Below are 23,045 nucleotides of genomic sequence, written 5' to 3'. Positions count from 1 at the left end.
TGTCAGGTTTAAGCAGAATACACTATAGTCATTGACACCTGTTACATAACAGTAGGTTCCCGCCGTTTGTGGAGCCGAACTATAACTCTGGTTAAATATCCTTGTTACCGTTACTGTCTCCGGGCAAAAAAAATGCATTATTGTCCCTGATTATGGGGACGTTATTTGCGCTGCTGTTTGGCGGCGGAACCGCCTATTACCTTTTCCAGAAACGCGCAGACAACTGGGACACGCTCAATAACGATATCAATAGTTATGTTGATAATCTGTTCCAGACCATTTTACGCACCAGCACAAACTTACAGCCGCTCACCTTCTCAACCTGCGCCCAGGCATCACGCACACTTACCAGCAGCGCCGCATTCGGCCTCAATATCCGTGCCCTGGCCCTGGTGACGAACGGTATCGCCTGGTGCTCCTCAGCCAACGGGGAAATAAAGGTCAACCTGGCAAAAGTGGCCCCGGGCATGGACCTGTCCCAAAAGGTTAACGCCGATATTCTGCCCGGCACCCCCATGATGCCGAACCGGCCAACCATCGTATTGTGGAACCGGCATCCTGATGACCCGACACGGGGAATATTTATCAGCCTGAATGTTAACCTGAACCCTTACCTGCTCTATACCTCACGCCAGCGGGATGTCTACGGTATTGCGATTGCGATACACGGCAAAATACTGTCAACCTTCTCCCCGCGGGTAATGTCGGCGCGGGCATTAGATTTGCCGCCGATACGCCGCTCACAGTTACACGGGCTACCGGTTGAAATCCGCCTGTATGGCACGCCCTGGTCCCGGGAAGATATCCAGCTGGCGATTCTGTTTGGCCTGTTCGGCGGGGTAATTTTTGGCCTGCTGACCACCTGGTCCCTCAATAGCCGCTCCCGTACCGGGCTGGATATTCAAACCGGTATTCGACGGGAGCAATTCTTTGCGGTCTACCAGCCGGTTATCAATGCCCGGGACCAGAAAATGGCGGGGTTAGAAGTACTGATGCGCTGGAAACACCCGGTAAACGGCCTGATTTCACCGGATGTCTTTATCAGCTATGCCGAGGACCAGCAATTAGTCGCCTCCCTCACCCGTCATTTATTTTCACTGGTCATTAACGATATTGAAGCCCTGCAATCTGTGCTGCCGCCGTCCGGCAAACTGGGGATAAACCTCGCCCCCAGCCACCTGCACTCACCGGACTTCAAACAGGACATTCTTAACTTTGCCCGGGCACTGCCCCCACATAGCTTTAATATCGTGTTTGAAATCACCGAGCGCACCATGCTTAATGAGGCTCAGGCGCTGCCGCTGTTTGAGTGGCTCCATGAACAGGGGTTTGAAATTGCCATTGATGACTTTGGCACCGGGCACAGCGCGCTCATCTATTTACAGCGTTTTAAAATGGACTACCTCAAAATCGATCGCGGTTTTATCAGCGCCATTGGCACGGACACCGTGACCACACCGGTGCTGGACGCGGTGCTGATCCTCGCCAGGCGTCTGAATATGAACACCGTGGCGGAAGGAGTAGAAACCGCGCAACAGGCACAGTGGCTAATTGATCAGGGCGTAAACTACCTGCAAGGGTATTATTACAGCCGCCCCCTGACGGCTGAGGCGCTGGTGGAATGGTCCCGGCAATACGCGAAAGGCGTGACGTTGTAATCGTTATTGCCCCGGCGTGTGTTTACCCTAATGACATAAGGATACCTGCCGAACATGCTTGCTCGTCTGCTTACCCTTGCGATGTTGTGCCTGCTATGCCCCCTGGCGGGCGCCGCACAGATCAACGAAGGCTATTCCTTTGCGGTACTTGGCGAGCCAAAATATGCCACTGACTTCAGCCATTTTGATTACGTCAATCCGGCGGCCCCCAAAGGCGGTGACATCACCCTGTCCGCCATCGGTACCTTTGATAACTTCAACCGCTACGCCCTGCGCGGCAACCCGGCAGTACGGACCGACTCGCTATACGACTCGCTGTTTACCACCTCGGATGATGAGCCGGGCAGCTATTACCCCCTGGTGGCGGAAGTGGCCCGTTACGCGGACAACTTCGCCTGGATGGAGATCCAAATTAATCCCCGGGCGCGTTTTCACGACGGTTCACCAGTAACCGCGGCGGATGTGGCCTTCACCTTCACGAAATTTATGACCGAAGGGGTACCCCAGTTCCGCCTGGTCTACAAAGGGGCCACGGTGAAAGCCATCTCCCGGCTGACAGTTCGCATCCAACTGGCTACCCCGGCCAGGGAGCGGATCCTCGGCCTGTTGACCCTGCCCATCCTGCCAGAGAAGTTCTGGAAAAATCACAAACTCAGTGACCCGTTATCCCGGCCACCGCTGGCGGGCGGGCCGTACCGTATTACCGCCTGGCGTATGGGGCAATACGTTACCTACTCCCGGGTGAAGGACTACTGGGCCGCCAATTTGCCGGTTAACCGCGGGCGCTGGAACTTCGACACCCTGCGCTATGACTATTATCTGGATGATAATGTCGCCTTCGAAGCCTTCAAAGCCGGGGCGTTCGACTTCCGTAGCGAAAGCAGCGCCAAGAACTGGGCAACCCGCTATACCGGCAAAAACTTCACCTCCGGCTACATCATTAAAGAAGATCAGCAAAACAGCTCCGCCCAGGACACCAACTGGCTGGCGTTTAATATCCAGCGCCCGGTGTTTGCCGATCGCCGGGTGCGGGAAGCCATCGGCCTGGCGTTTGATTTTGAATGGATGAACAAAGCGCTGTTCTACGGTGGTTATAAGCGGGTGAACAGCTATTTTCAGAATACCGAGTACGCCGCCCGGGACTACCCGGACGCCGCTGAGCTGGTGCTGCTGGCCCCCTGGAAATCCCGGCTCCCCCCGGACGTCTTTAGCCAGATCTGGCAGCCGCCGGTTTCGAAAGGGGACGGGTTTGATCGCCACAACCTGATGAAGGCCCTCGACTTACTCAAACAGGCGGGCTGGGAACTGAAAGATCAGCAACTGGTAAACAGCAAAACCGGGCAGCCGCTGAATTTCGAACTGCTGCTCAGCAGTGCCGGGAATAATCAGTGGGTGTTACCCTTCCAGCACAACTTACAGCGCCTGGGCATCACCATGACGGTACGCCAGGTGGATAAATCCCAGCTGATTAACCGCCGACGCAGCCGGGATTACGATATGACACCGGTGGCCTATGGCGCCATGCCGTGGCCCAGTTCGGATTTGCAAATTCTCTGGGCATCGGCCTATGTGGACTCCACCTGGAATGCCCCGGGGGTAAAAGATCCGGTAGTGGACAGCCTGGTCGCGCAAATTATCAGCCACCAGGGGGATAAAGCCAAACTGCTGCCGCTGGGGCGCGCCCTTGACCGGGTGCTGACATGGAACCAGTATATGCTGCCCATGTGGTACGTGGCGGCGGACCATCTGGCCTACTGGGATAAATTCTCCCAACCCGCCACCCGCCCGATATACTCCCTGGGCTTTGATAACTGGTGGTATGACATCAATAAAGCCCAGCATCTTCCCGCCGGGCGACGTTAAGGGACACGGATGGCGAGTTATTTACTGCGGAGATTGTTGCTTATCATTCCCACCTTGTGGGCAATTATCACCATCAACTTCTTTATTGTGCAGATTGCCCCGGGCGGCCCTGTTGATCAGGCCATTGCGGCTATCCAGTTTGGCCACGGTAGCGGGCTTCCCGGTACCGGGGACGATATGCGCGGCGCCGGGCACGCCCAGACCGGGGTGGGAAACATCGGCGATAGCCAGTACCGGGGTGCCCGGGGGCTTGATCCGCAAGTGATTGCCGAAATAACCCGCCGCTATGGCTTTGATAAACCACTCCACGAGCGCTATTTCACCATGCTGTGGGACTATCTGCGTTTTGACTTCGGCAATAGCCTGTTTCGCAGCGCGTCGGTATTGCGCTTAATTGGCGATAGCCTGCCGGTTTCCGCCTCCCTCGGGCTGTGGAGCACGTTGATTATCTATCTGGTTTCTATTCCGCTGGGGATCCGTAAAGCGGTGGTTAACGGCAGCGCCTTTGATATCTGGAGCAGTACCGCGATAATTATCGGTTACGCCATTCCGGCATTCCTGTTTGCCATCCTGATGATAGTGCTGTTTGCCGGGGGCAACTACCTGGACTGGTTCCCCCTGCGCGGCCTGGTCTCCGCCCACTTTGATACCCTGCCCTGGTACCAGAAAATCACCGATTACTTATGGCATATCACACTGCCGGTACTGGCCACGGTGATTGGCGGCTTTGCCACCCTGACCATGCTCACCAAGAACGCATTTATGGATGAGATCCGTAAACAGTATGTAGTAACCGCCCGGGCCAAGGGGCTGGATGAATCACAGATCCTCTGGCGCCACGTCTTTCGCAACGCCATGCTGCTGGTGATCGCCGGTTTTCCCGCCACCTTTATCAGCATGTTCTTTACCGGCTCATTGTTAATTGAAGTGATGTTCTCCCTCAATGGCCTGGGATTACTCGGCTACGAGGCGACCCTTTCCCGGGATTACCCGGTTATCTTCGGCACCCTGTATATCTTTACCCTGATTGGCCTGTTGATGAATATCCTCAGCGATCTGACCTATACCCTGGTCGACCCGCGGATTGATTTTGAGGGGCGTGGATGATGATAAGCCGCTTAAGCCAGGTCAACCAGGCCCGCTGGGGGCGTTTTCGCGCTAACCGCCGGGGATACTGGTCGCTATTGATCTTCGCTATCCTGTTTATTCTGAGCCTGTTCTCGGAGCTTATCGCCAACGATCGCCCGCTGGCGGTTCATTATGGGGACCGCTGGTACTTCCCGGTACTGACCCAGTACGCCGAAAGCGATTTCGGCGGGCCGCTCACCACCCGGGCCGATTACCAGGACCCCTGGCTCGCCCAGCGGCTGGAAAAAAACGGCTGGGTGCTCTGGGCGCCGATCCCCTTTAGTTATGACACAATTAATTTCGCCACTAATCGGCCATTCCCCTCCCCGCCTTCAGCGACAAACTGGCTGGGTACTGACGCCAACGGCAGCGATGTGCTGGCCCGGATCCTGTATGGTACCCGGATCTCTATCCTGTTCGGCCTGATGTTGACCCTGTGCACCAGCGTGCTGGGGGTGATGGCCGGGGCCGTGCAGGGGTATTACGGCGGGCGGCTGGACCTGTGGGGGCAGCGCTTTATTGAAGTCTGGTCCGGCATGCCGACACTGTTCCTGATTATTCTGCTGTCCAGCGTGGTACAGCCCGGGTTCTGGTGGCTGCTGGGCATTACCGCCCTGTTTGGCTGGATGGCGCTGGTTGGCGTGGTGCGGGCGGAGTTTTTGCGTACCCGTAATTTTGACTATATCCGGGCCGCCCAGGCCATGGGGGTGAGTGACCGGGTGATTATCGTGCGCCATATGCTGCCCAATGCCATGGTGGCGACCCTTACCTTCCTGCCGTTTATCCTGTGCGGCTCCATCTCCACCCTGGCCTCCCTGGACTTCCTCGGCTTCGGTATGCCGCTGGGGTCGCCCTCCCTCGGGGAGCTGTTACTGCAAGGTAAAAATAACCTCCAGGCCCCCTGGCTGGGGATCACGGCCTTCTTCACGCTGGCCATTTTGCTGTCGCTGCTGATTTTTATTTTTGAAGCGGTGCGCGATGCTTTTGACCCATCAAGGACCCGCTAAGATGACCGGACCCTTACTGAATATTGATCGGCTGAGCGTGGCGTTTCGCCACGGTGACCAGCTACGTCAGGTGGTAAATGGGGTGTCGCTCCAGGTGGATGCCGGGGAGACCCTGGCACTGGTAGGCGAATCCGGCTCCGGGAAGAGTGTGACCGCCCTGTCCGTGCTGCGCCTGCTGCCTGAACCCCCGGCCTGTTATCCCGGCGGGGAGATCTACTACCGGGGCCAGCCGCTGCTGCACGCCCCGGACAGTACCCTGCGCAAGATCCGCGGCAATAAAATTGCCATGATTTTTCAGGAGCCGATGGTATCCCTTAACCCGCTACACAGCGTAGAGAAACAGCTCTATGAGGTGCTGTCCCTGCACCGGGGAATGCGTAAAGAGGCCGCCCGGGGTGAAATTCTCGACTGCCTGGATCGGGTAGGTATCCGTAACGCCGCCCGCCGGCTGGCGGACTATCCCCATCAGTTGTCCGGCGGGGAGCGCCAGCGGGTCATGATAGCCATGGCGCTGCTCACCCGCCCGGAGCTGCTGATTGCCGATGAGCCCACCACCGCACTGGACGTGGCGGTACAGGCCCAGATCCTGCGGCTGCTGGCAGAGCTGAAACGGGAGCTGAACATGGGGTTGTTGTTTATCACCCATAACCTGAACCTGGTGAAAAAGCTGGCGGATAACGTCGCGGTGATGCGCCAGGGTGAATGCGTGGAACAGAACACCACCGCCCGGCTGTTTAGCGCCCCCACCCACCCCTGGACCCGGGCGTTGCTGAATGCCGAACCCGCTGGCGAGCCGGATCCGTTGCCCCCTGGCCGGGCGCCGCTGCTTGAGGTGAGCGATCTGCAAGTCCGCTTTCCAATCCGTAAAGGTCTGTTAAAACGCACTGTCGGCTACCATTATGGCCTCAAACAATTGAGTTTCACCCTGCGCCCGGGGGAGACCCTGGGGCTGGTGGGTGAGTCCGGCTCCGGTAAAAGCACCACCGGCCTGGCGCTGCTGCGCCTGATCCCTTCACTGGGCAGCATTCACTTTGACGGGATGCTGCTCAGCAATCTCGGGCGCAAACAACTGCTGCCGGTGCGCCACCGGATCCAGGTGGTATTTCAGGATCCGAACTCATCGCTCAACCCGCGTCTGGATGTGCTACAGATTATTGAGGAAGGGTTACGGGTACACCAGCCGACCCTGGACGCAAAGGAGCGGGAACAGCGGGTGATCACCGCCATGGAAGAGGTTGGGCTTGATCCCGAAACCCGCCACCGCTACCCGGCTGAGTTCTCCGGGGGCCAGCGCCAGCGTATTGCCATCGCCCGGGCCCTGATCCTCCAGCCACAATTGATTATTCTCGACGAGCCGACCTCGTCACTGGATCGTTCGGTACAAGGGCAGATCCTGCAATTACTGAAATCGCTACAGCACAAACACCGGCTGGCCTATATTTTTATCAGCCATGATCTGCAAGTGGTGCGCTCGCTGTGCCACCAGGTGGTGGTGCTGCGCCAGGGGGACGTTATTGAACAGGGGGACTGCGGGCAAATTTTTGCCGCGCCGCAAGCAGAGTATACCCGCCAGTTGCTCAACCCCCTCTAGCCTCAGAAGGGGTTGGTGGCGGTAAAGGGCTCGGCAATCGCAACGCCAAAATTTTTCAGCCGGCAGGTGGCGGTGGACTCATCCCGGCTGTTAACAAACAGACAGGGCTCCCCTTCACACTCCAGAATAGCGCTGTCGACAGAGATATCCGTCAGGGCCTGGCTCAGGCTGTGCATCACCGGCCAGGCTTTCTCGCCATTCGGGCTGAGGAGTTTGAGGGCCACCAGGCTCTCACCTTCCCCCGGTGTCGTTTGCGGAATCGGTTCAACTTTTGAACCAATAGAACCCGCCAGCCAGCGATAGCTCTGAGGCAAGCGGTGGACAATTGATAGTTGTAAAGTATTCAAATCTATTTCCCCGGAAGCGTGACGCAAAAAAACATCAAAGTCCCTACGCTTAATGTTAACACATTGTGTCCAGTATGTTTAATTTCGTTTGCAAATCCATTTGGCAGCTATTTTTATTAGGCTACATATTACTAACAAGATAACAATTTTTACGCAACGAACGCGTTCATGGCGCTATATGTACCCTTTTTTGAGATCTATCTCAACTTTTTTAACTACAAAGTTTAGCTTTTTATTATGCAAAGGATTTACAAATGCGAAACAATTGTAGCGCCAGCCACAGGAATTTTTTTGATATGGATTAATGAAAAGGGCGAGATATCGCCCTTTAGAGAACTATTTCGCCGGTCAGGCGCGGCGGGCCGCCAGCCAGAACCACACCGAACAGGTGGCGCACACGGCAATCGAGCACACCATTGGCCAGGCAGACTGAAAATTCGCCAGTGAGAGCAGCGCACCGGTTAAGGCGCCAATACCGAAGCGGAACGTCCCCGCCAGCGACGATGCGGTGCCCGCCATATGGGGAAATTCATCCAGAATAACCGCCATCGCATTGGACGATATCATCGACACACAGCCCACAAACGCCGCCACCCCCAGCACCATCGACCAGAACCCCAGCCCGAGCAGTAAGCTCAGCACCAGCCACAGGGCCATGGCGAACTGGATCAACAAACCGGCGCTAAACATCCGCAGCGGCCCGATGCGGCGGACAAAGCGGCTGTTAAATACCGTGACTACGAACAAAAAGACGATATTCAGCGCAAAATAGTAGCCAAAATGCTGGGGTGCCACATGGTTGAGTTCAATGTAAACAAACGGCCCGGCGCTGAGGAATGAAAACATCCCGGCAAAGCTGAAACCGCTGGCCAGCATATAGCTCAGCACCCGTTTATGACGAAACAGCGTGGCGAAGTTGCGTAACGTGGTGAGAAAGTGAAATTTCTGCCGCCGTTCTGCCGGTAAGGTTTCATCAATAAAGAAGAAAATCAGCGCCGCGGCCAGTAATGCCGCCACCGCAAGGATCCAGAAAATCACGTGCCAGCTGGCCCATATCAGGACAGCGCCGCCAATCATCGGCGCCAACAGCGGGGCCACCGTGGTCACCAGCATGACAAACGACATCATGCGTGAAAACTCTTCCTTCGGGTAAATATCGCGCATCAGCGCGTTAATCACCACGCTGGCCGACGCCGCCGCCAGCCCGTGCAGCAACCGCATCGCGATCAGTTGATCAATCGTACCGGACAACGCGCACGCCACCGCCGCCACGGCGAAGACCAGGATCCCGCCAAGGATAACCGGCTTACGTCCCAGGCTATCCGCCAGCGGCCCATAAAACAGCTGGCCCACAGCAAAACCAAAAATATACGAACTTAATGTCATCTGGGCACCGCCAGCCGGGACATTAAATTGGCTGGCGATCACCGGCAATGCCGGTAAATACATGTCGATAGACAACGGCATCAACATGGCCAGCAGGCCAAGAATAAACACTATCCCCAGTGACGATGGTTTCCGGTCGGTCACGAACAGCTCCTGCGAAGTTGATTAACGGGGCGGTAAACCCACACTGGCGATTTCTTCATCGGTTAACGGGCGATACTCACCGGGTTCGATATCCAGCGCAATCTGGCCGATACGTTCGCGATGTAACGCCACCACATGGTTGCCGGTGGCGGCAAACATGCGTTTCACCTGATGGTAACGTCCCTCGCTGATGGTCAGCCGGACGTCAGTCGGGGTGATAACCTCCAGCTGCGCCGGTTTGGTTGGCTCTTTTTCGCCATTCAGCATGATCCCGGCGGCAAACTGCGCTGCCACGCCGTCTGCCAGCGGCACATCCAGGGTCACCAGATAGGTTTTCTCACAGTGATGGCGCGGCGACGTGATGCGGTGTGACCACTGGCCGTCATCGGTCATCAGCACCAGACCGGTGGTGTCAATATCCAGACGCCCGGCGGCGTGGAGTTTATGGGCGGCGGGTTCATCGAGGAAGTAGAGCACGGTCGGATGATCGGGATCATCGGTGGAGCAGACGTAACCCTGCGGTTTATTCAGCATAAAATAACGCGGACCATTCTGCTGCGCCAGCGGGTTACCATCATACTCAACCTCATGCTCCGGCAGCAGTTTAAAGCTGGCATCGCGAACAATTTCACCATCAATGGTGACCAGTCTGGCGCGGATTTCACGGCTGGCGATGGCGCGGCTGATGCCGAGCTGCTGGGAAAGAAACTTATCAAGTCGCATTGGGATATTGCCTGTTTTGCGGAAAGTAGCCGGTTTCGGCTGAAGAATACAGAAGACAGCGGCACAGTATAGCCGTCCCCTTTGCCGGGAGAAAGGCCGATCTTTCCGGCGCGTCATGGCATAATACCCCGGTTATTCACCAGCCCGGCAGACACCATGTCCTTTACCCTACGCCCTTACCAGCAGGAAGCGGTAGACGCTACCGTGCGTTATTTCCGCACCCATGATCAACCGGCCGTGATAGTCCTGCCCACCGGGGCCGGAAAAAGCCTTGTGATTGCGGAGCTGGCCCGCCTCGCCCGGGGGCGGGTACTGGTCCTGGCCCATGTAAAAGAGCTGGTGGCCCAGAACCATGCTAAGTACCAGGCCCTGGGGCTGGACGCCGATATCTATTCCGCCGGGTTACAGCGTAAACAGTGCGACGGTAAAGTAGTGTTTGGCAGCGTACAGTCCGTGGCCCGTAATCCCGGCCACTTCGCCAGCGCCTTCTCATTGCTGATTATTGATGAGTGCCACCGGATCAGTGACGATAGCGACAGCCAGTACCAGCAAATACTCACTCACCTGCGCCAGTACAACCCGCGCCTGCGCCTGCTGGGGCTCACCGCCACCCCCTTCCGGCTGGGAAAGGGCTGGATTTATCAATACCATTATCACGGTATCGTGCGCGGCGATAGCCAGGCCCTGTTTCGGGACTGTATCTACGAGCTGCCCCTGCGCTATATGATCAAGCACGGCTACCTGACCCCGCCAGAGCGCCTGGATATGCCGGTGGTCCACTATGACTTTAGCCGGTTGCAGGCCCGGGATAACGGCCTGTTTAGCGAGGCAGACCTCAACCGCGAGCTGCAACAGCAGCAGCGGATTACCCCGCATATCATCAGCCAGATTGTTGAATTTGCCCAGACCCGCCAGGGGGTGATGATCTTTGCCGCCACGGTGGAACACGCCCGGGAAGTGCTCGGGCTGCTGCCCCCGGGCACTGCGGCACTGATTACCGGGGAAACCCCGGGGCCAGAGCGCGACCGGCTGATCAACAGCTTTAAAAATAGCGCCTACCGCTACCTGGTCAATGTGGCGGTACTGACCACCGGGTTTGATGCCCCCCATGTGGATTTGATCGCCATTTTGCGCCCCACCGAATCCATCAGCCTGTATCAGCAAATTGTCGGCCGCGGGCTGCGGCTCTCTCCGGGGAAAACGGACTGTTTGATCCTCGACTACGCCGGCAACCCCCACGACCTCTATACCCCGGAAGTGGGCAGCCCCAAGGGGAAAAGTGACAACGTACCGGTCCAGGTATTTTGCCCATCCTGCGGGTTTGCCAATACCTTTTGGGGTAAAACCACCGCCGACGGGACCCTTATTGAGCATTTTGGCCGCCGCTGCCAGGGCTGGTTTGAGGATGACGATGGCGCCCGGGAACAGTGCGACTATCGCTTCCGCTTTAAAAACTGCCCGCAATGCAATGCCGAAAACGACATCGCCGCCCGCCGCTGCCACCAGTGCGACCAGGTGCTGGTCGATCCCGACGATATGCTAAAGGCCGCGCTAAAGTTAAAAGACGCGCTGGTGTTGCGCTGTGGCGGGATGACGCTGGAAGCAGGCCAGGATGGCAAAGGCCCGTGGCTGAATGTCACCTATTATGATGAAGACGGCGCCGATGTTAGTGAGCGCTTCCGTTTGCAGACCCCGGCCCAGCGAACCGCGTTCGAGATGCTGTTCCTGCGCCCCCACAGTAAAACCCCTGGGGTGCCCTTCACGTGGCATTCCCCGGCGGATATTGTGGCCCGGGGCCCCTTGCTGCGGCATCCGGATTTTGTCGTCGCCCGGAAGAAAGGCCATTTCTGGCAGGTCCGTGAAAAATTGTTTGATTACCAGGGCCGCTACCGCCGGGCGAATGAATTGCGCGGTTAACCGCCAGGCGGTTCCCCCCGAATAACTGAGAACGGAGCACGGAAACCATGAATCCCATTACCGCAGTACCCGACGGCGAGCTGTATGATGCCAACAACGATCCGCGCATCCTCACACTGCGCACCCGGGCCAAATCCCTGTGCTTTGATTACAACGCCATTCGTCCCGGGGAAGACCACGCCCGGTTAGCCATTTTGCAGCAGCTGCTGGGCACCTGCGGCAAGGGCATTATTATTGAGCCGCCCTTCTGGTGTGACTACGGTTCGTTGATTCACGTTGGGGATAACGTTTACGCCAACCATAATCTGGTGATCCTCGATGGCGCCCCGGTCACCATCGGCAACCATGTGTTTATCGCCCCGAATGTCGGTATTCATACCGCCGGGCACCCTCTGGATGCAGCGCGCCGCAATCAGGGGCTGGAGTTCGCCAAAGGGGTAACCATCGGCAATAACGTCTGGATCGGCGCCAGCGCGGTGCTGCTGCCCGGCGTCACCATCGGGGATAACAGCATGATTGCTGCAGGCAGCGTGGTAAATCGCGATATTCCTCCGGGGGTCGTGGCGGCGGGCAATCCCTGCCGGGTGCTGCGGCCTATCATCGCGGCCGACGCCCAGCGCACGCGCTTCTGATTGCCGGGGAAAATCCCGGCCGCGGGGCACTTTTCATTGCCCCCCCAGCACATTGCCGCTATAATGCCGCCCGCTCTTGCATCCGCAAGGCAGAAAACTTACTTGTTGCTGGGTCGCCTGCAACAGGCCTATTTATAGAGAGTTATCAATGTTTACTATCAATGCAGAAGTACGTAAAGCGCAGGGTAAGGGTGCGAGCCGCCGCCTGCGCGCAGCTAACAAGTTCCCGGCTATCGTTTATGGCGGTACCGAAGCACCTGTAGCTATCGAACTGGATCACGACCAGCTGATGAACATGCAGGCAAAACCTGAGTTCTACAGCGAAGTGCTGACCCTGGTTATCGAAGGCAAAGAAGTTAACGTTAAGCCTCAGGCTATCCAGCGTCACCCGTACAAGCCGAAACTGCAGCACATCGACTTCGTACGCGCTTAATCGCGTTACAGTGTCAGAAGAAACGCCGCTTATGCGGCGTTTTTTTATGGCATTTTTTTATCGGGTTTTTATCAGCCGGCGGATTACCCCCGGTGGCAGCATAAAAAAAACGGGCGCCCGGCCCGTTTCTGATGGCGGCAGAGGCATTATTTACCGCGCCGCTGGAGCTGATCGCGCAGATTCGGCGGCGTCCCTTTGATGGTCAGGGTGTCTGTTGCCGGATCCCAGAAAATACGTTCCCCAAGCAGTAACGCATCGAAATTGATAGTCAACCCGCCGCCGCTACCGGCGTACTTGGTCAACTGGCGCAGGGTGCTGCGGTCCGCCGGGAAGGTTTCTTCCAGTTCATACCCCTGCTCAGTGGTGAACTCGCTAAAGCTCTTCTCACCAAAGGTGGGTAACTCACCGGACAGCGCCTCCAGGGCAATCTCTTCCCCGGCCTGGAGCTGCTCATTACAGTAGCTGTACACCTGCTGACGCACGTTCTGGCGTTCATGCTTATCCAGTTGCGCGTCTGCGGTAAAATCGTCCACCGCCTGTAACAGCCCCCGGTTTTGGGCTTTGGTATCCAGCCCGGCACTGGCGCCGAGGAAGTCCATAAAGAAATCGGCCACTTTGCGCCCTACCCGGCCTTTCAAAAAGGTCAGATAACGGCGCGACTCCGGGTTAGTTTCCCATTCGGTCAAATCAATACGGGCCACAATGTCCGCGTGATTAATGTCCAGATAATGGGTAGCGCTGATGTCCAGCTCGTCGTTTACCCGCATACTGCTCAGGTTGTTGAGCACCGCCACCAGCAGATACTCTACCGCCAGATAGCGGTACTGGCAGAACAGCACAATGCCCCCGTCAGCGAAGGGGTATTTTGCCAGCTCATCCCGCAGCCGCCCGGTGGCCGCGCGGCTGAATGCCAGGAAATCGTCCTCACCACTGCGGCACGCCCGCAACGACTGGGCCAGTTCGCTTTCGTCGCTGAACACGCCGTAGGCTTTATTTTTGGCGCTGTATACCCGGTGCAGCTCGGCCATCATCTCGCTGACTGTGGCGTTAACCGGCAGTAATGACTCACGCAGCACCAGCTCAAGCTCTTGCTCACCGCGTTTTACTAATTGATGTAAAGCAATCTGGTCGATATCCAGACTCATGATAAACTCTCCTTCAGGACCGGGCGGTATTCAACCACCACCGGCCGTTGTGTGCAACTCCTGATAAAAAAGCAGAAAAATGCGCGTTGCTACGGTAAGATATTGGCCTTTCTTAAAATGAGTTGATGATCGATTTATGCCACAAACATCCCGCTATAGCGATGAGCGCGTTGAAGCGCTGTTGAGCGAACTGGCCACCGTGCTGGAGAAAGACAAAACCCCCGTAGACCTGTCCTTAATGGTGCTGGGGAATATGGTGACTAATTTGATCAACACCAGTGTCGCCCCGGCGCAGCGCCGCACACTTGCCCGCTCCTTTGCCGAGGCGCTGCAATCTTCTGTTAATGAAGATAAAGCTCACTAAGGAATAGCGTAAAGACGTTATGGTGACCAACCGTCAGCACTATCGTGAAAAAGTCTCCCAGATGATTAGCTGGGGGCACTGGTTCGCGTTGTTTAATATTCTGCTCGCCATAGCATTGGGTGGTCGTTATCTGCTGATTGCAGACTGGCCAACCACCCTGGCAGGCCGGATCTACTCCTGGCTGAGCCTGGCTGGTCACTTTAGTTTTCTGGTATTTACCGCCTACCTGCTGGTGCTGTTTCCCCTCACTTTCGTGGTGAGATCCCAGCGGTTGATGCGCTTCCTGTCGGTGATTTTCGCCACCGCCGGGCAAACCCTGTTGATTATCGACAGCGAAGTATTTACCCGCTTTCACCTGCACCTGAATCCCATTGTCTGGGAACTGGTGATAAACCCGGACAAAGGCGAAATGGCCCGGGACTGGCAGCTGATGTTTATCTGCGTGCCGGTAATTATGCTGGTGCAGCTGCTGATCGCCACCTGGAGCTGGCAGAAACTGCGCAGCCTGACCCGACGGCGTAACTATGCCCGCCCGCTGGTGGCGCTCTTTTTCCTCGCATTCCTGTCCAGCCATCTGATGTACATCATGGCGGATGCAAACTTCTACCGTCCGATTACCATGCAGCGCGCCAACCTGCCGCTGTCATACCCGATGACCGCCCGCCGCTTCCTTGAGAAACACGGCCTGCTGGATGCCAACCTCTATCAGCGTCGGCTGGTGGAACAAGGCAATCCGGATGCGGTATCAGTACAGTACCCGCTTAGCGACCTGAGCTTCCGCGATTTGGGGGCCGGTTATAACGTGCTGCTGATTACTGTCGACGGCCTGAACTACTCGCGCTTTGAAGAGACCATGCCGTCGCTGGCGAGCTTTGCCAGCCAGAACGCGAATTTCACCCAGCACATGAGCGCCGGTAACAATACCGATAACGGTATCTTTGGCCTGTTTTACGGCATCTCCCCGTCTTATATGGACGGTATCCTGGCGACCCGGGTACCCGCCGCGCTGATAACCGGGCTGAATGAGCAAGGCTACCAGTTGGGGCTGTTTGCTTCGGATGGTTTCAGCAGCCCGCTATACCGCCAGGCGCTGTTGTCAGACTTCTCCTTACCGGGGGCCAGAAGCCAGACCGATGACGACACGGCCAGTAGCTGGATCAACTGGTTTGATCGCTATGCCGGGGACGATAACCGCTGGTTCTCCTGGGTGGCGTTTAATGGCACCAATATCAGCCCCAGCCCACAGGCCTATGACAAAGCCTATGGGGTGGCGGCAAAAGCGGTGGATACCCAAATCCAGCGCCTGCTGAACCGCCTGAATGAAAGCGGCAAATTGAACAATACCGTGGTGATCATTACTGCCGGGCACGGCTTGCCGACCCGTAAACAGGCGGAAGACGGCTTTGGCTGGGATCGCGCCCGTATCCAGGTGCCGCTGGTGGTTCACTGGCCCGGTGCCCAGCCCCAGCAGATAGCGAAGCTGACGGATCACCAGGACGTGATGACCACGCTGATGCAGCGCCTGCTGCACGTGCGGACCCCGGCGAATGAATACTCTCAGGGGGAGGATCTGTTCGCCCCGGTGCGTAAAAATAACTGGGTGCTGAGCGCAGACAGCAATACCCTGGCCATCACCACCCCGGCCATGACCGTGGTGATGGACAACAACGGTAATTACCGGATGTATGACTTGCAGGGGCAGCGTATTCACGAAAACCGTCCACAGCTGGGGCTGTTGCTCCAGGTGCTGACCGATGAAAAACGCTTTATTGCTAATTGATTGATTACTTATAGCGCAATCAGTCAGTTGGCCTCTTGCATTCAGAGAGGAAAACGGTAGTATTGCCTGCATCGCGTCGGCACGTAGCGCAGCCTGGTAGCGCACTGTCATGGGGTGTCAGGGGTCGGAGGTTCAAATCCTCTCGTGCCGACCAACTCTTTAACCGGTAAGTTTCTGAAACGACCGGTAGCCCCACAAAAACCCGCATACTCTCTGAGTTTGCGGGTTTTTTGTTTGCCCCGCATCCCCCTCTCCCCCACGTCAGCAACAATAACCGGCGCCACACGGCCACCGGGAAAGTGTCGCCAGCGAAAAGTGTCAGGCGGGCCAGGAATGTCAGCCGCCGGGCCCAGAGCATAAAATACGGAGAATTGAGTAAGGCGTCAGGAAGGGGCCACGCTTTCGCGGGCGGTGTGACGTACGGGTTCCGGCGTGTTATCCCACCCCGCCCCCCTGCGCGGGTGGCTGCCACCACCCGCGCAGTGATTATCAGGTATTTTCGTCCAGCGCCGGGAAAATCGACTGCGAACTCTGGATTGTATTGTGGCGCACCATCTCCATCATCAATTCGACAATGTTCAGGCACAAACTCAGCACCACCCCGTCGTTACCGGTCAGGTTCTGCTTCAGATACAGCTCCCGCAGGTAATGGCCTTGCCCCAGGAAGGTGGCCGAACTGGCATTCACTTGCAAATCCTGCTCATTAATGGAGAACTGGGCGATATCGTCAGCAATCAGATGCAAGAACACATCCACCGCCTGGTTAATCTCCGGCGACACTTTCGCGCCACGGCACAATGTCTGGATATGCCGGACATCATGTAACAACGAGCCCATGCGGCCAGGCAGCTTCCAGACGTGGCGCAAATCGTGGCGCCGCATCACCATGCCGCCCTTTTCGAGAAAGGTCATCTCCGCTTCAGTTTTCGCTTCATCGATTAACTGTTTCGCATTGCGCGCCAGCGCCGAGGTATTAGCAATATAGTTACTGGCCCGGTAATCCTGGCGTAACGTCTCCCCCACCAGGGCGAACAGCCGTTTAAACACCACGTGGAGCACGGTTTCACTACGCTCCGGCCAGATAAAGTGGTACACCGTCAGCGAGACCACCGCCCCGACCAGGATACCAATCAACCGGTCGCGTACCACGGTCAGATCGGTGGTCATCCCGAAACTGCCATACAGAATCTGTGACCAGGCAAAGAGGATTTGCATCCCGGCATAACTGATACGCGCCGATCCCGCCGCCACCCAGCCACAGAGCGCAAACATTGGCAGTGATATCAGCAACAGGCCAACGATCGTATCAATATGGGGCACCACGAACACCACGCAGAAGAAGGTGATAATACTGCCGACCAGGCAGCCAATCAGACGCAGCCAGCCTTTGTGGGTGGACGCCCCGAAGGACGGTAAGGCGATGATCACGCTGGTCATCATGCAGGTGTGGATCCCCGGCCACTGTACCGACATAAAGCCCAGATAACAGATAAATGCCGCCAGTACGGCTTTTAACGCAAAGCGCGGGTACACCGGGTTAGTGCGCCAGTCCCGGGCGAGGATCGGCTGGAAAGGCACGCTGAACTGCGGCTGCGGAGCCGGCACATGGTGAAAAGATCCGAACGAGGTCAGGGCTTCAATAATGGTGTGTAAACTGCTGGGCAGATCGGCGCCCACCAGCGCTTCCGGCAGCGGCGCAATGGTCGGCCAGGCTTTACCCGGGGTGATCTCCGCCAGCCGCAGGCAGCCCTGCTGTACCCATTCAATGGCCAGCAGCGCTTCTTCGCTCCAGGTGGTCTCCGCCTGCTGCTCCAGGATAAGCAGCGCGGCCTCCATCATATCCTGCGTATCCTGTAACAGATTCAGTGATTCGATATGGCTGGAGAGCGACGGGTTATCCATAAACGCGAAGTGCTGATAGCGGTTCATCTTGGCGGGGTTAATCACCCCCATGCCGCCAAAATGTGAACGCCGGTAATGGCGGATATCATCCAGGGTGCTGGCGATGATTTGCCAGTTGTGGCGGATGGCCATGCAATACTGGCGTACCGGCTGGGCGGCCGGGATATAGCGCGACAGGATGATCGCCAGCACAATCGGGTAGATAACCGCTATCCAGATCCACAATACCGTGCGTACCAGCGTATCCGGCGACACCGTGGTATCCCCCAGGGTCTGCATATACGACCCCAGAAACGCCACCTGGTAGCCAATGACCCCCCAGCGGCTGACCCGCAGGAAAAACATCCCGGCAAAGATGATAATCATCATGCCTATCACCCGGGCGCCGGGCCAGTCATCGGTTAAAATGAACAGGATAAGGGTGCACAGCAGGGCGCTACTCGCCCCGCAAATCAACATCCGGCCGCTGATAAAGGTCAGTTGCGCATTTTCCTGGGTGGCAAAAAACAGCATCACCAGGGACATCGCCATAATCGGGATTTGCAGCGTCATCGATATGGTGACCACTAACACACTGCCGAGCACATACCGGAACGTCATCTGCACCCGTTCCGGTGTCATGCACATTTCCTGCTCCATGAGCCGGTTAAAACGCCTAAGCATGATGTTATCTCCCGCGCTTACGCGTTCACCGCAACCATTGCCGAGGCCCCTAAACGGAAGAAGTTAGGCGGCGGGTTGTCAATGCGGATACGTACCGGGAAACGCTGGGAAACACGTACCCAGTTCAGCTCACGGGGAATAGAAGGCAGGCCATCAGTCCCGATGCTCCCCTCGGTGGGCACCACCCCAAAACCGATGGAATCGACTGTACCGTGCAACTTGCGGCCGGTATCACTCATCAACCAGACATCGGTCGGTAAACCGGCGTGAATTTGCGGTAGTTCCGTCTCCCGGAAGCTGGCCACCACATACCAGTGGCTGGCATCAATCACCGAGAATATCTTATCCCCGACCTTGGCATACTCGCCTTCACGGGTTGTCAGGCCGGTTACCCAGCCATCTGCCGGGGCGCGTAATGTGCTGTACTCCAGATTGAGTTTTGCCAGCGCGATATCCGCGGCAATAACGGCGCGCTGGGCCACCAACGCATCTACCCCACTGATCCCGGCTTTGGTGCTTTTGGCTTTCTGCAGTGCCGATTCCAGCGCCGCCTGGGCTGCCTGTTGTGCGGTACGGGTTTCATCCAGGGTTTCGCCAGACTCAACACCACTTTTATAGAGCGGCAGAATACGGTTCAGGGTGGCGGTGGTGCGCACCAGATCTGCCTGAGCCTGACGGACATCCGCAGAGGATGAATCAGCGCTGTATTTCTGGGCATTGACCGAGCGCTGGCTCAACATAATTTCCTGGTTGAGCTCATTAAGGGAGGCTTGCGCCTTTGCCAGCTGCTCTTGATACTCACGGCTGTCGAGCTGGAACAACAACTGGCCTTTTTTCACATACTGGTTTTCTTTTACCGCCAGATGCTCAATCCGGCCTTCAACTTCAGGCGCCACCGAGATAGTGTCCGCATAAGCAAAGGCGTCATCGGTAGAGGTTTGATGGTCCAGACGCCATACGGTCAGTATCCCGGTTAGCGTGGCAAGGAATAACATCAAGTAAGTTAATGGCTTACTAACTTTGGGGGTCGAATTACTCATTTTTTTTACCGGGATCAATAACGGAACAGGACAAGCCACACCAGAAAAGTGACAAACAGCACCAGTGACGGATAAAACAGCCACGGGTAGGCGGGTTTAACCCGTGCCCATTTCCCCAGCAACGCATAGACAACCGTGCTAATAATAACGCCAAAAACTATACAGAATAACCACGCAGGAAAATATGCTCCGACAATATTTAGCCCCGGGGGCAGCGAGCAGCCACTCAGCATAAATATTGCTGGCAGCAACGTAATAACATGCCTTTTCATCTCAAAAATCTCAGTACAATACAACACGCATTATTCTTAAAATAATGCTCTATTTATCAGGTGATGGTTTATTTATGATCTATCTATTTTGGGGACTTCAGAGATGAACTACATTTCGTTTTCCCTGCTGAATTGCATAACGCCGGAGTATTACTCCACTCCAAAAAAAATACCTCACCAGTCCGTGACTATTCACGCACTTATAAATACCAGTTTATTTAACGATAAGTGAAAGAATTAATTGAATAAAACCCCGGATATGCGAAGAAAACGTAGTGTTGATATTCAATCAATGTTACTCCTTCTTGCATGCCATTTTTTGTTTTTTGTGCTGTTAAGAAAAAATAAAACATCCCGGGTAACATCCCCGCGCGACAGCGTTTATTTCCCGCCGTTATCTCCGGGATGTAACCCCTCCTGCCCGGCCTCAACTGGCACGTGGCTACGTCCCGCCAGGCCGTGGCCTGCACTGCACCCAGAGCTGGCGCGGGCCTGGAGTGATATAAAAACAGATGATGTAAAACAGCATGGTGGGAAACGACATAATTAGATTTAATTGCCTGAATTTGTATAAAGTGGCATTCATATTTATGTAACTATAGGATACAACATTCATAATAATTATTGTAATGACATTATTTATCAGCAGATAATCAGGCGGTAAAAAACACTTATTTCAAGCACAATAAAATCAGCATTTCAAAAAGAATAACTAATAACCTCTATTTTTTATAAAAAACATATCAACTTACCCAGGAAGGTAAACATTATATAATGTTTACCTAAAAAAGACATGCCGCAGACATCCTGTCTGGCGTAACCCGCGCGTTGTTTGCGGCAGTCTTCTTATGGCAGCACCCGGCCTTTACCGGGGCGGCGTGCTGTTGGCCAATAAGCCCTGGATAATTTGCCAGGCCGCTTGTATGCGCAGCGGATTGGGGTAATTTTTATTCGCGAGGAGAACCACCCCGACCTTATATTCAGGAATAAAGGCAATATAAGCGCCAAAGCCATTCGTGGAACCGGTTTTATGTACCCAGGCATTCTCAACCGGAGGCTGTGGCGGGTTCAATCGCTGCACCGGCATTGGCGCCAGCGCCACAGCGTTCTCACTCCCCTGAGCCAGTACCGCCTGGCTGACCGGCCAGTCCAGCATCTCCCAGCCCAGCCCCTGGTACAGGTTTCCCGCCTGCCAGTAACGGCGCTGTGCCAGGCGGATACCCTGTCGCAGATCCTTATCCGCCACCTGTTCAGGGGCCATATTGACCTGCACCCAGCGTGCCATATCAGCAATCGTCGATTTTACCCCATAGCTTTCTGCATCCAGCATACCCGGGGACACCCGCAGCGGCTGGTTATCCCGGTATCCCCAGGCATACTGGCGACTGGCGGAAGCCGGCACCTTAATCCAGCTGTGGTTTAGCCCCAGCGGGCGCAACACGCGCTGGGCCATTGCCGCCGCAAAGGGCGTACCCGACGGCCGGACCAGCAGCATACCGAATAGCCCAATACTGCTGTTAGCGTATTGCCGGGTGGTGCCTGGCGCCCACTGGGGTTGCCACTGGCGGTAAAAGTCGGCCAGTTGTGCGGTAGTGGTAACAGCATCCGGCACCTGTAATGGCAGACCGCCAGCGGTATAGGTGGCCAGATCCAGCATGGTTATCCCCTGCCACTGCGGGCCACTGAGCGCAGGCCAGTATTTTGCCGCTCTATCATCAAGGGCAATTTCATGGCGCGCCACGCTCAGCCCCCCGAGAACCCCGGTAAAGGTTTTACTGACGGAGCCCAGCTCGAACAGGGTATTTTTGGTGACCGGCTGCCGGGCGGCAATATTGGCCTGGCCGTAGGTATATAGCGTGGATTTCCCCTGATAGATAACCGCCACCGCCATGCCGGGGATGTCCTGAGACTGGCGTAATGGCTCAATGGTGTTATCAACCAACTGGGTGAGTTGCGCGCCAGAAAGCACTGGCGCTGCCGGGCAGGCAACTGGCACTGTTGCCAGCGCCAGCATCCCGGTGAAACAATAACTGCGAATCGTCATATCAGGCGTCTGAGGCAACAAAACAGAAGCCAAAGTGTAGCACAGTCCCCTCTCCCGATACCCCGGGCCGCCGGGGATCAGCGTCTTTTCTTGCGCCCCTGCACGGCTTTAAACCGCGGATTTGACTTACAAATCACATACAGCCGCCCTTTACGTCTTACCAGTTGGCAGTCCGGATGGCGCTGTTTCGCATTTTTAAGTGAATTGAGAACCTGCATTATTTACTCTCCTTTGACTCAAAAAAACGGCCATAGCGCTGCATAAAGCGGGCGGAACTGCCCTCGTTTTTGCGCACCTTCTGGGAGCCGGTATAAAACGGATGCGATGCCGAAGAAACATCCAGCGTCACGTAGGGGTAGGTCTCGCCTTCCAGGGTGATCTCACGATCGGTGGAAATGGTGGACCCTACTTTAAAATATTCGTTAGCACTGGTGTCATGGAACACCACGGTGCGGTAATGCGGGTGAATACCGTCTTTCATCACTGATTTCCTGTTATGTTATACTATAACAATTGGCGATTGTAGCCGCAGACCCCACCAGGATGCAACCCCCTCCCTCCCCCGGGCGGTTGCGCCGATCGCACGATAAAACCAGTCAGATAAAAAGTTGTCGGTTATGATAAAAATATGATGTTATATTTCATACTTCATTATCAGAATATTAACGCCAGGCTACGTAAATATTTCAATTACAGACTTTTCCCCATTGCCTGCAACCTTGGTAATTATTACCTTACCATTACCCATTATTACGCATGCTTACCTGGTAATACCCTAAATGACAAAACGGCCCTTACACTAGCCTGCACTAATAATTCAACTGAAGCGGCGTTAACATGCCTGAATAAAAATGAAAAAAATCACAATTCCATTAATGTGTGTTGTGATTTCACTGTTTGCGACGTTCGCAGGGCTTTGTTGAATAAATCAGATTTCGGGTAAGTCTCCCCCGTAGCGGGTTGTGTTTTCAGGCAATACGCACACTTTCAGGCATACCTGCTTTCG

The 23,045-nt window shown here is 55.7% G+C and carries 20 protein-coding genes and 1 tRNA gene; 11 read left to right on the top strand and 10 right to left on the bottom strand.

Going from position 1 to position 23,045, the window contains the following annotated elements; genetic code table 11:
- Window positions 1–101 precede the first annotated feature (101 nt).
- From F9C28_RS16065 to yejF, 5 genes are read left to right on the top strand one after another with little or no spacing between them, the layout of a single operon-like run.
- Window positions 102–1,658 (top strand): cyclic di-GMP phosphodiesterase, encoded by a 1,557-nt coding sequence (locus tag F9C28_RS16065; RefSeq protein WP_199016345.1) that lies wholly within the window; start codon window positions 102–104, stop codon window positions 1,656–1,658.
- Between the two features lie 54 nt (window positions 1,659–1,712).
- Window positions 1,713–3,521 (top strand): extracellular solute-binding protein, encoded by a 1,809-nt coding sequence (locus F9C28_RS16060; RefSeq protein ID WP_199016344.1) that lies wholly within the window; start codon window positions 1,713–1,715, stop codon window positions 3,519–3,521.
- A gap of 9 nt (window positions 3,522–3,530) precedes the next feature.
- Complete coding sequence (locus F9C28_RS16055) at window positions 3,531–4,628, top strand: microcin C ABC transporter permease YejB (RefSeq protein ID WP_199016343.1); 1,098 nt, start codon at window positions 3,531–3,533, stop codon at window positions 4,626–4,628.
- A gap of 2 nt (window positions 4,629–4,630) precedes the next feature.
- Complete coding sequence (locus F9C28_RS16050) at window positions 4,631–5,656, top strand: microcin C ABC transporter permease (RefSeq protein WP_199016355.1); 1,026 nt, start codon at window positions 4,631–4,633, stop codon at window positions 5,654–5,656.
- 1 nt (window position 5,657) lies between these two features.
- Complete coding sequence (gene yejF / locus F9C28_RS16045) at window positions 5,658–7,247, top strand: microcin C ABC transporter ATP-binding protein YejF (RefSeq protein ID WP_199016342.1); 1,590 nt, start codon at window positions 5,658–5,660, stop codon at window positions 7,245–7,247.
- A gap of 2 nt (window positions 7,248–7,249) precedes the next feature.
- Here yejF and F9C28_RS16040 read toward each other — a convergent pair whose 3' ends face one another.
- From F9C28_RS16040 to rsuA, 3 genes are all read right to left on the bottom strand, one after another.
- Entirely contained in the window at window positions 7,250–7,594 is a 345-nt protein-coding gene (locus tag F9C28_RS16040) for a YejG family protein (protein WP_199016341.1), read from the bottom strand.
- Window positions 7,595–7,942: 348 nt separating this feature from the next.
- A complete protein-coding gene (locus F9C28_RS16035) occupies window positions 7,943–9,124 on the bottom strand; it encodes a Bcr/CflA family multidrug efflux MFS transporter (RefSeq protein WP_199016340.1) in 1,182 nt (393 codons plus the stop codon).
- A gap of 21 nt (window positions 9,125–9,145) precedes the next feature.
- The gene (rsuA, locus tag F9C28_RS16030) at window positions 9,146–9,847 is read right to left on the bottom strand and encodes a 16S rRNA pseudouridine(516) synthase RsuA (RefSeq protein WP_199016339.1); all 702 of its coding nucleotides are present in this window, start codon (window positions 9,845–9,847) and stop codon (window positions 9,146–9,148) included.
- Window positions 9,848–10,003: 156 nt separating this feature from the next.
- On the opposite strand from rsuA, the gene F9C28_RS16025 reads away from it, so the two are divergent.
- From F9C28_RS16025 to rplY, 3 genes are all read left to right on the top strand, one after another.
- Window positions 10,004–11,764, top strand: coding sequence for a DEAD/DEAH box helicase (locus tag F9C28_RS16025; protein ID WP_199016338.1), 1,761 nt, complete (start codon window positions 10,004–10,006; stop codon window positions 11,762–11,764).
- A gap of 47 nt (window positions 11,765–11,811) precedes the next feature.
- Window positions 11,812–12,396, top strand: coding sequence for a sugar O-acetyltransferase (locus F9C28_RS16020; protein ID WP_199016337.1), 585 nt, complete (start codon window positions 11,812–11,814; stop codon window positions 12,394–12,396).
- Between the two features lie 148 nt (window positions 12,397–12,544).
- Complete coding sequence (rplY, locus tag F9C28_RS16015) at window positions 12,545–12,829, top strand: 50S ribosomal protein L25 (protein ID WP_199016336.1); 285 nt, start codon at window positions 12,545–12,547, stop codon at window positions 12,827–12,829.
- A gap of 146 nt (window positions 12,830–12,975) precedes the next feature.
- Here rplY and yejK read toward each other — a convergent pair whose 3' ends face one another.
- Entirely contained in the window at window positions 12,976–13,974 is a 999-nt protein-coding gene (yejK, locus tag F9C28_RS16010; RefSeq protein WP_199016335.1) for a nucleoid-associated protein YejK, read from the bottom strand.
- Window positions 13,975–14,110: 136 nt separating this feature from the next.
- On the opposite strand from yejK, the gene F9C28_RS16005 reads away from it, so the two are divergent.
- The 3 genes from F9C28_RS16005 (at window position 14,111) to F9C28_RS15995 (ending at window position 16,272) form a co-directional block, all read left to right on the top strand.
- Window positions 14,111–14,338 carry a YejL family protein gene (locus F9C28_RS16005; protein ID WP_199016334.1) on the top strand — a complete coding sequence of 76 codons (228 nt, stop codon included), beginning with the start codon at window positions 14,111–14,113 and terminating at the stop codon, window positions 14,336–14,338.
- A 19-nt stretch (window positions 14,339–14,357) separates the two neighbouring features.
- Window positions 14,358–16,118, top strand: coding sequence for an LPS biosynthesis-modulating metalloenzyme YejM (gene yejM / locus F9C28_RS16000; protein ID WP_199016333.1), 1,761 nt, complete (start codon window positions 14,358–14,360; stop codon window positions 16,116–16,118).
- Between the two features lie 77 nt (window positions 16,119–16,195).
- Window positions 16,196–16,272: transfer RNA gene (locus tag F9C28_RS15995), tRNA-Pro, on the top strand.
- Window positions 16,273–16,607: 335 nt separating this feature from the next.
- On the opposite strand, the gene F9C28_RS15990 is transcribed toward F9C28_RS15995, so the two are convergent.
- The 6 genes from F9C28_RS15990 to F9C28_RS15965 form a co-directional block, all read right to left on the bottom strand.
- A complete protein-coding gene (locus F9C28_RS15990; RefSeq protein WP_199016332.1) occupies window positions 16,608–18,641 on the bottom strand; it encodes an FUSC family protein in 2,034 nt (677 codons plus the stop codon).
- Window positions 18,642–18,700: 59 nt separating this feature from the next.
- Entirely contained in the window at window positions 18,701–19,723 is a 1,023-nt protein-coding gene (locus F9C28_RS15985) for an efflux RND transporter periplasmic adaptor subunit (protein ID WP_199016331.1), read from the bottom strand.
- 14 nt (window positions 19,724–19,737) lie between these two features.
- Complete coding sequence (locus tag F9C28_RS20495) at window positions 19,738–19,956, bottom strand: YtcA family lipoprotein (RefSeq protein WP_408641531.1); 219 nt, start codon at window positions 19,954–19,956, stop codon at window positions 19,738–19,740.
- A 904-nt stretch (window positions 19,957–20,860) separates the two neighbouring features.
- Entirely contained in the window at window positions 20,861–22,009 is a 1,149-nt protein-coding gene (gene ampC, locus F9C28_RS15975; protein WP_199016354.1) for a class C beta-lactamase, read from the bottom strand.
- 107 nt (window positions 22,010–22,116) lie between these two features.
- On the bottom strand, window positions 22,117–22,257 hold the full coding sequence (gene ykgO / locus F9C28_RS15970) for a type B 50S ribosomal protein L36 (protein ID WP_199016329.1): 141 nt from the start codon (window positions 22,255–22,257) through the stop codon (window positions 22,117–22,119).
- On the bottom strand, window positions 22,257–22,520 hold the full coding sequence (locus F9C28_RS15965; protein ID WP_199016328.1) for a type B 50S ribosomal protein L31: 264 nt from the start codon (window positions 22,518–22,520) through the stop codon (window positions 22,257–22,259). Before F9C28_RS15965 ends, ykgO begins: the two co-directional genes overlap by 1 nt.
- Window positions 22,521–23,045 lie beyond the last annotated feature (525 nt).

This window comes from Shimwellia pseudoproteus (genome assembly GCF_016415625.1).
GTDB lineage: Bacteria > Pseudomonadota > Gammaproteobacteria > Enterobacterales > Enterobacteriaceae > Shimwellia > Shimwellia pseudoproteus.
The sequence above is the reverse complement of the archived record's forward strand: the minus strand, read 5'-3'. Positions and strand labels throughout refer to the sequence as shown.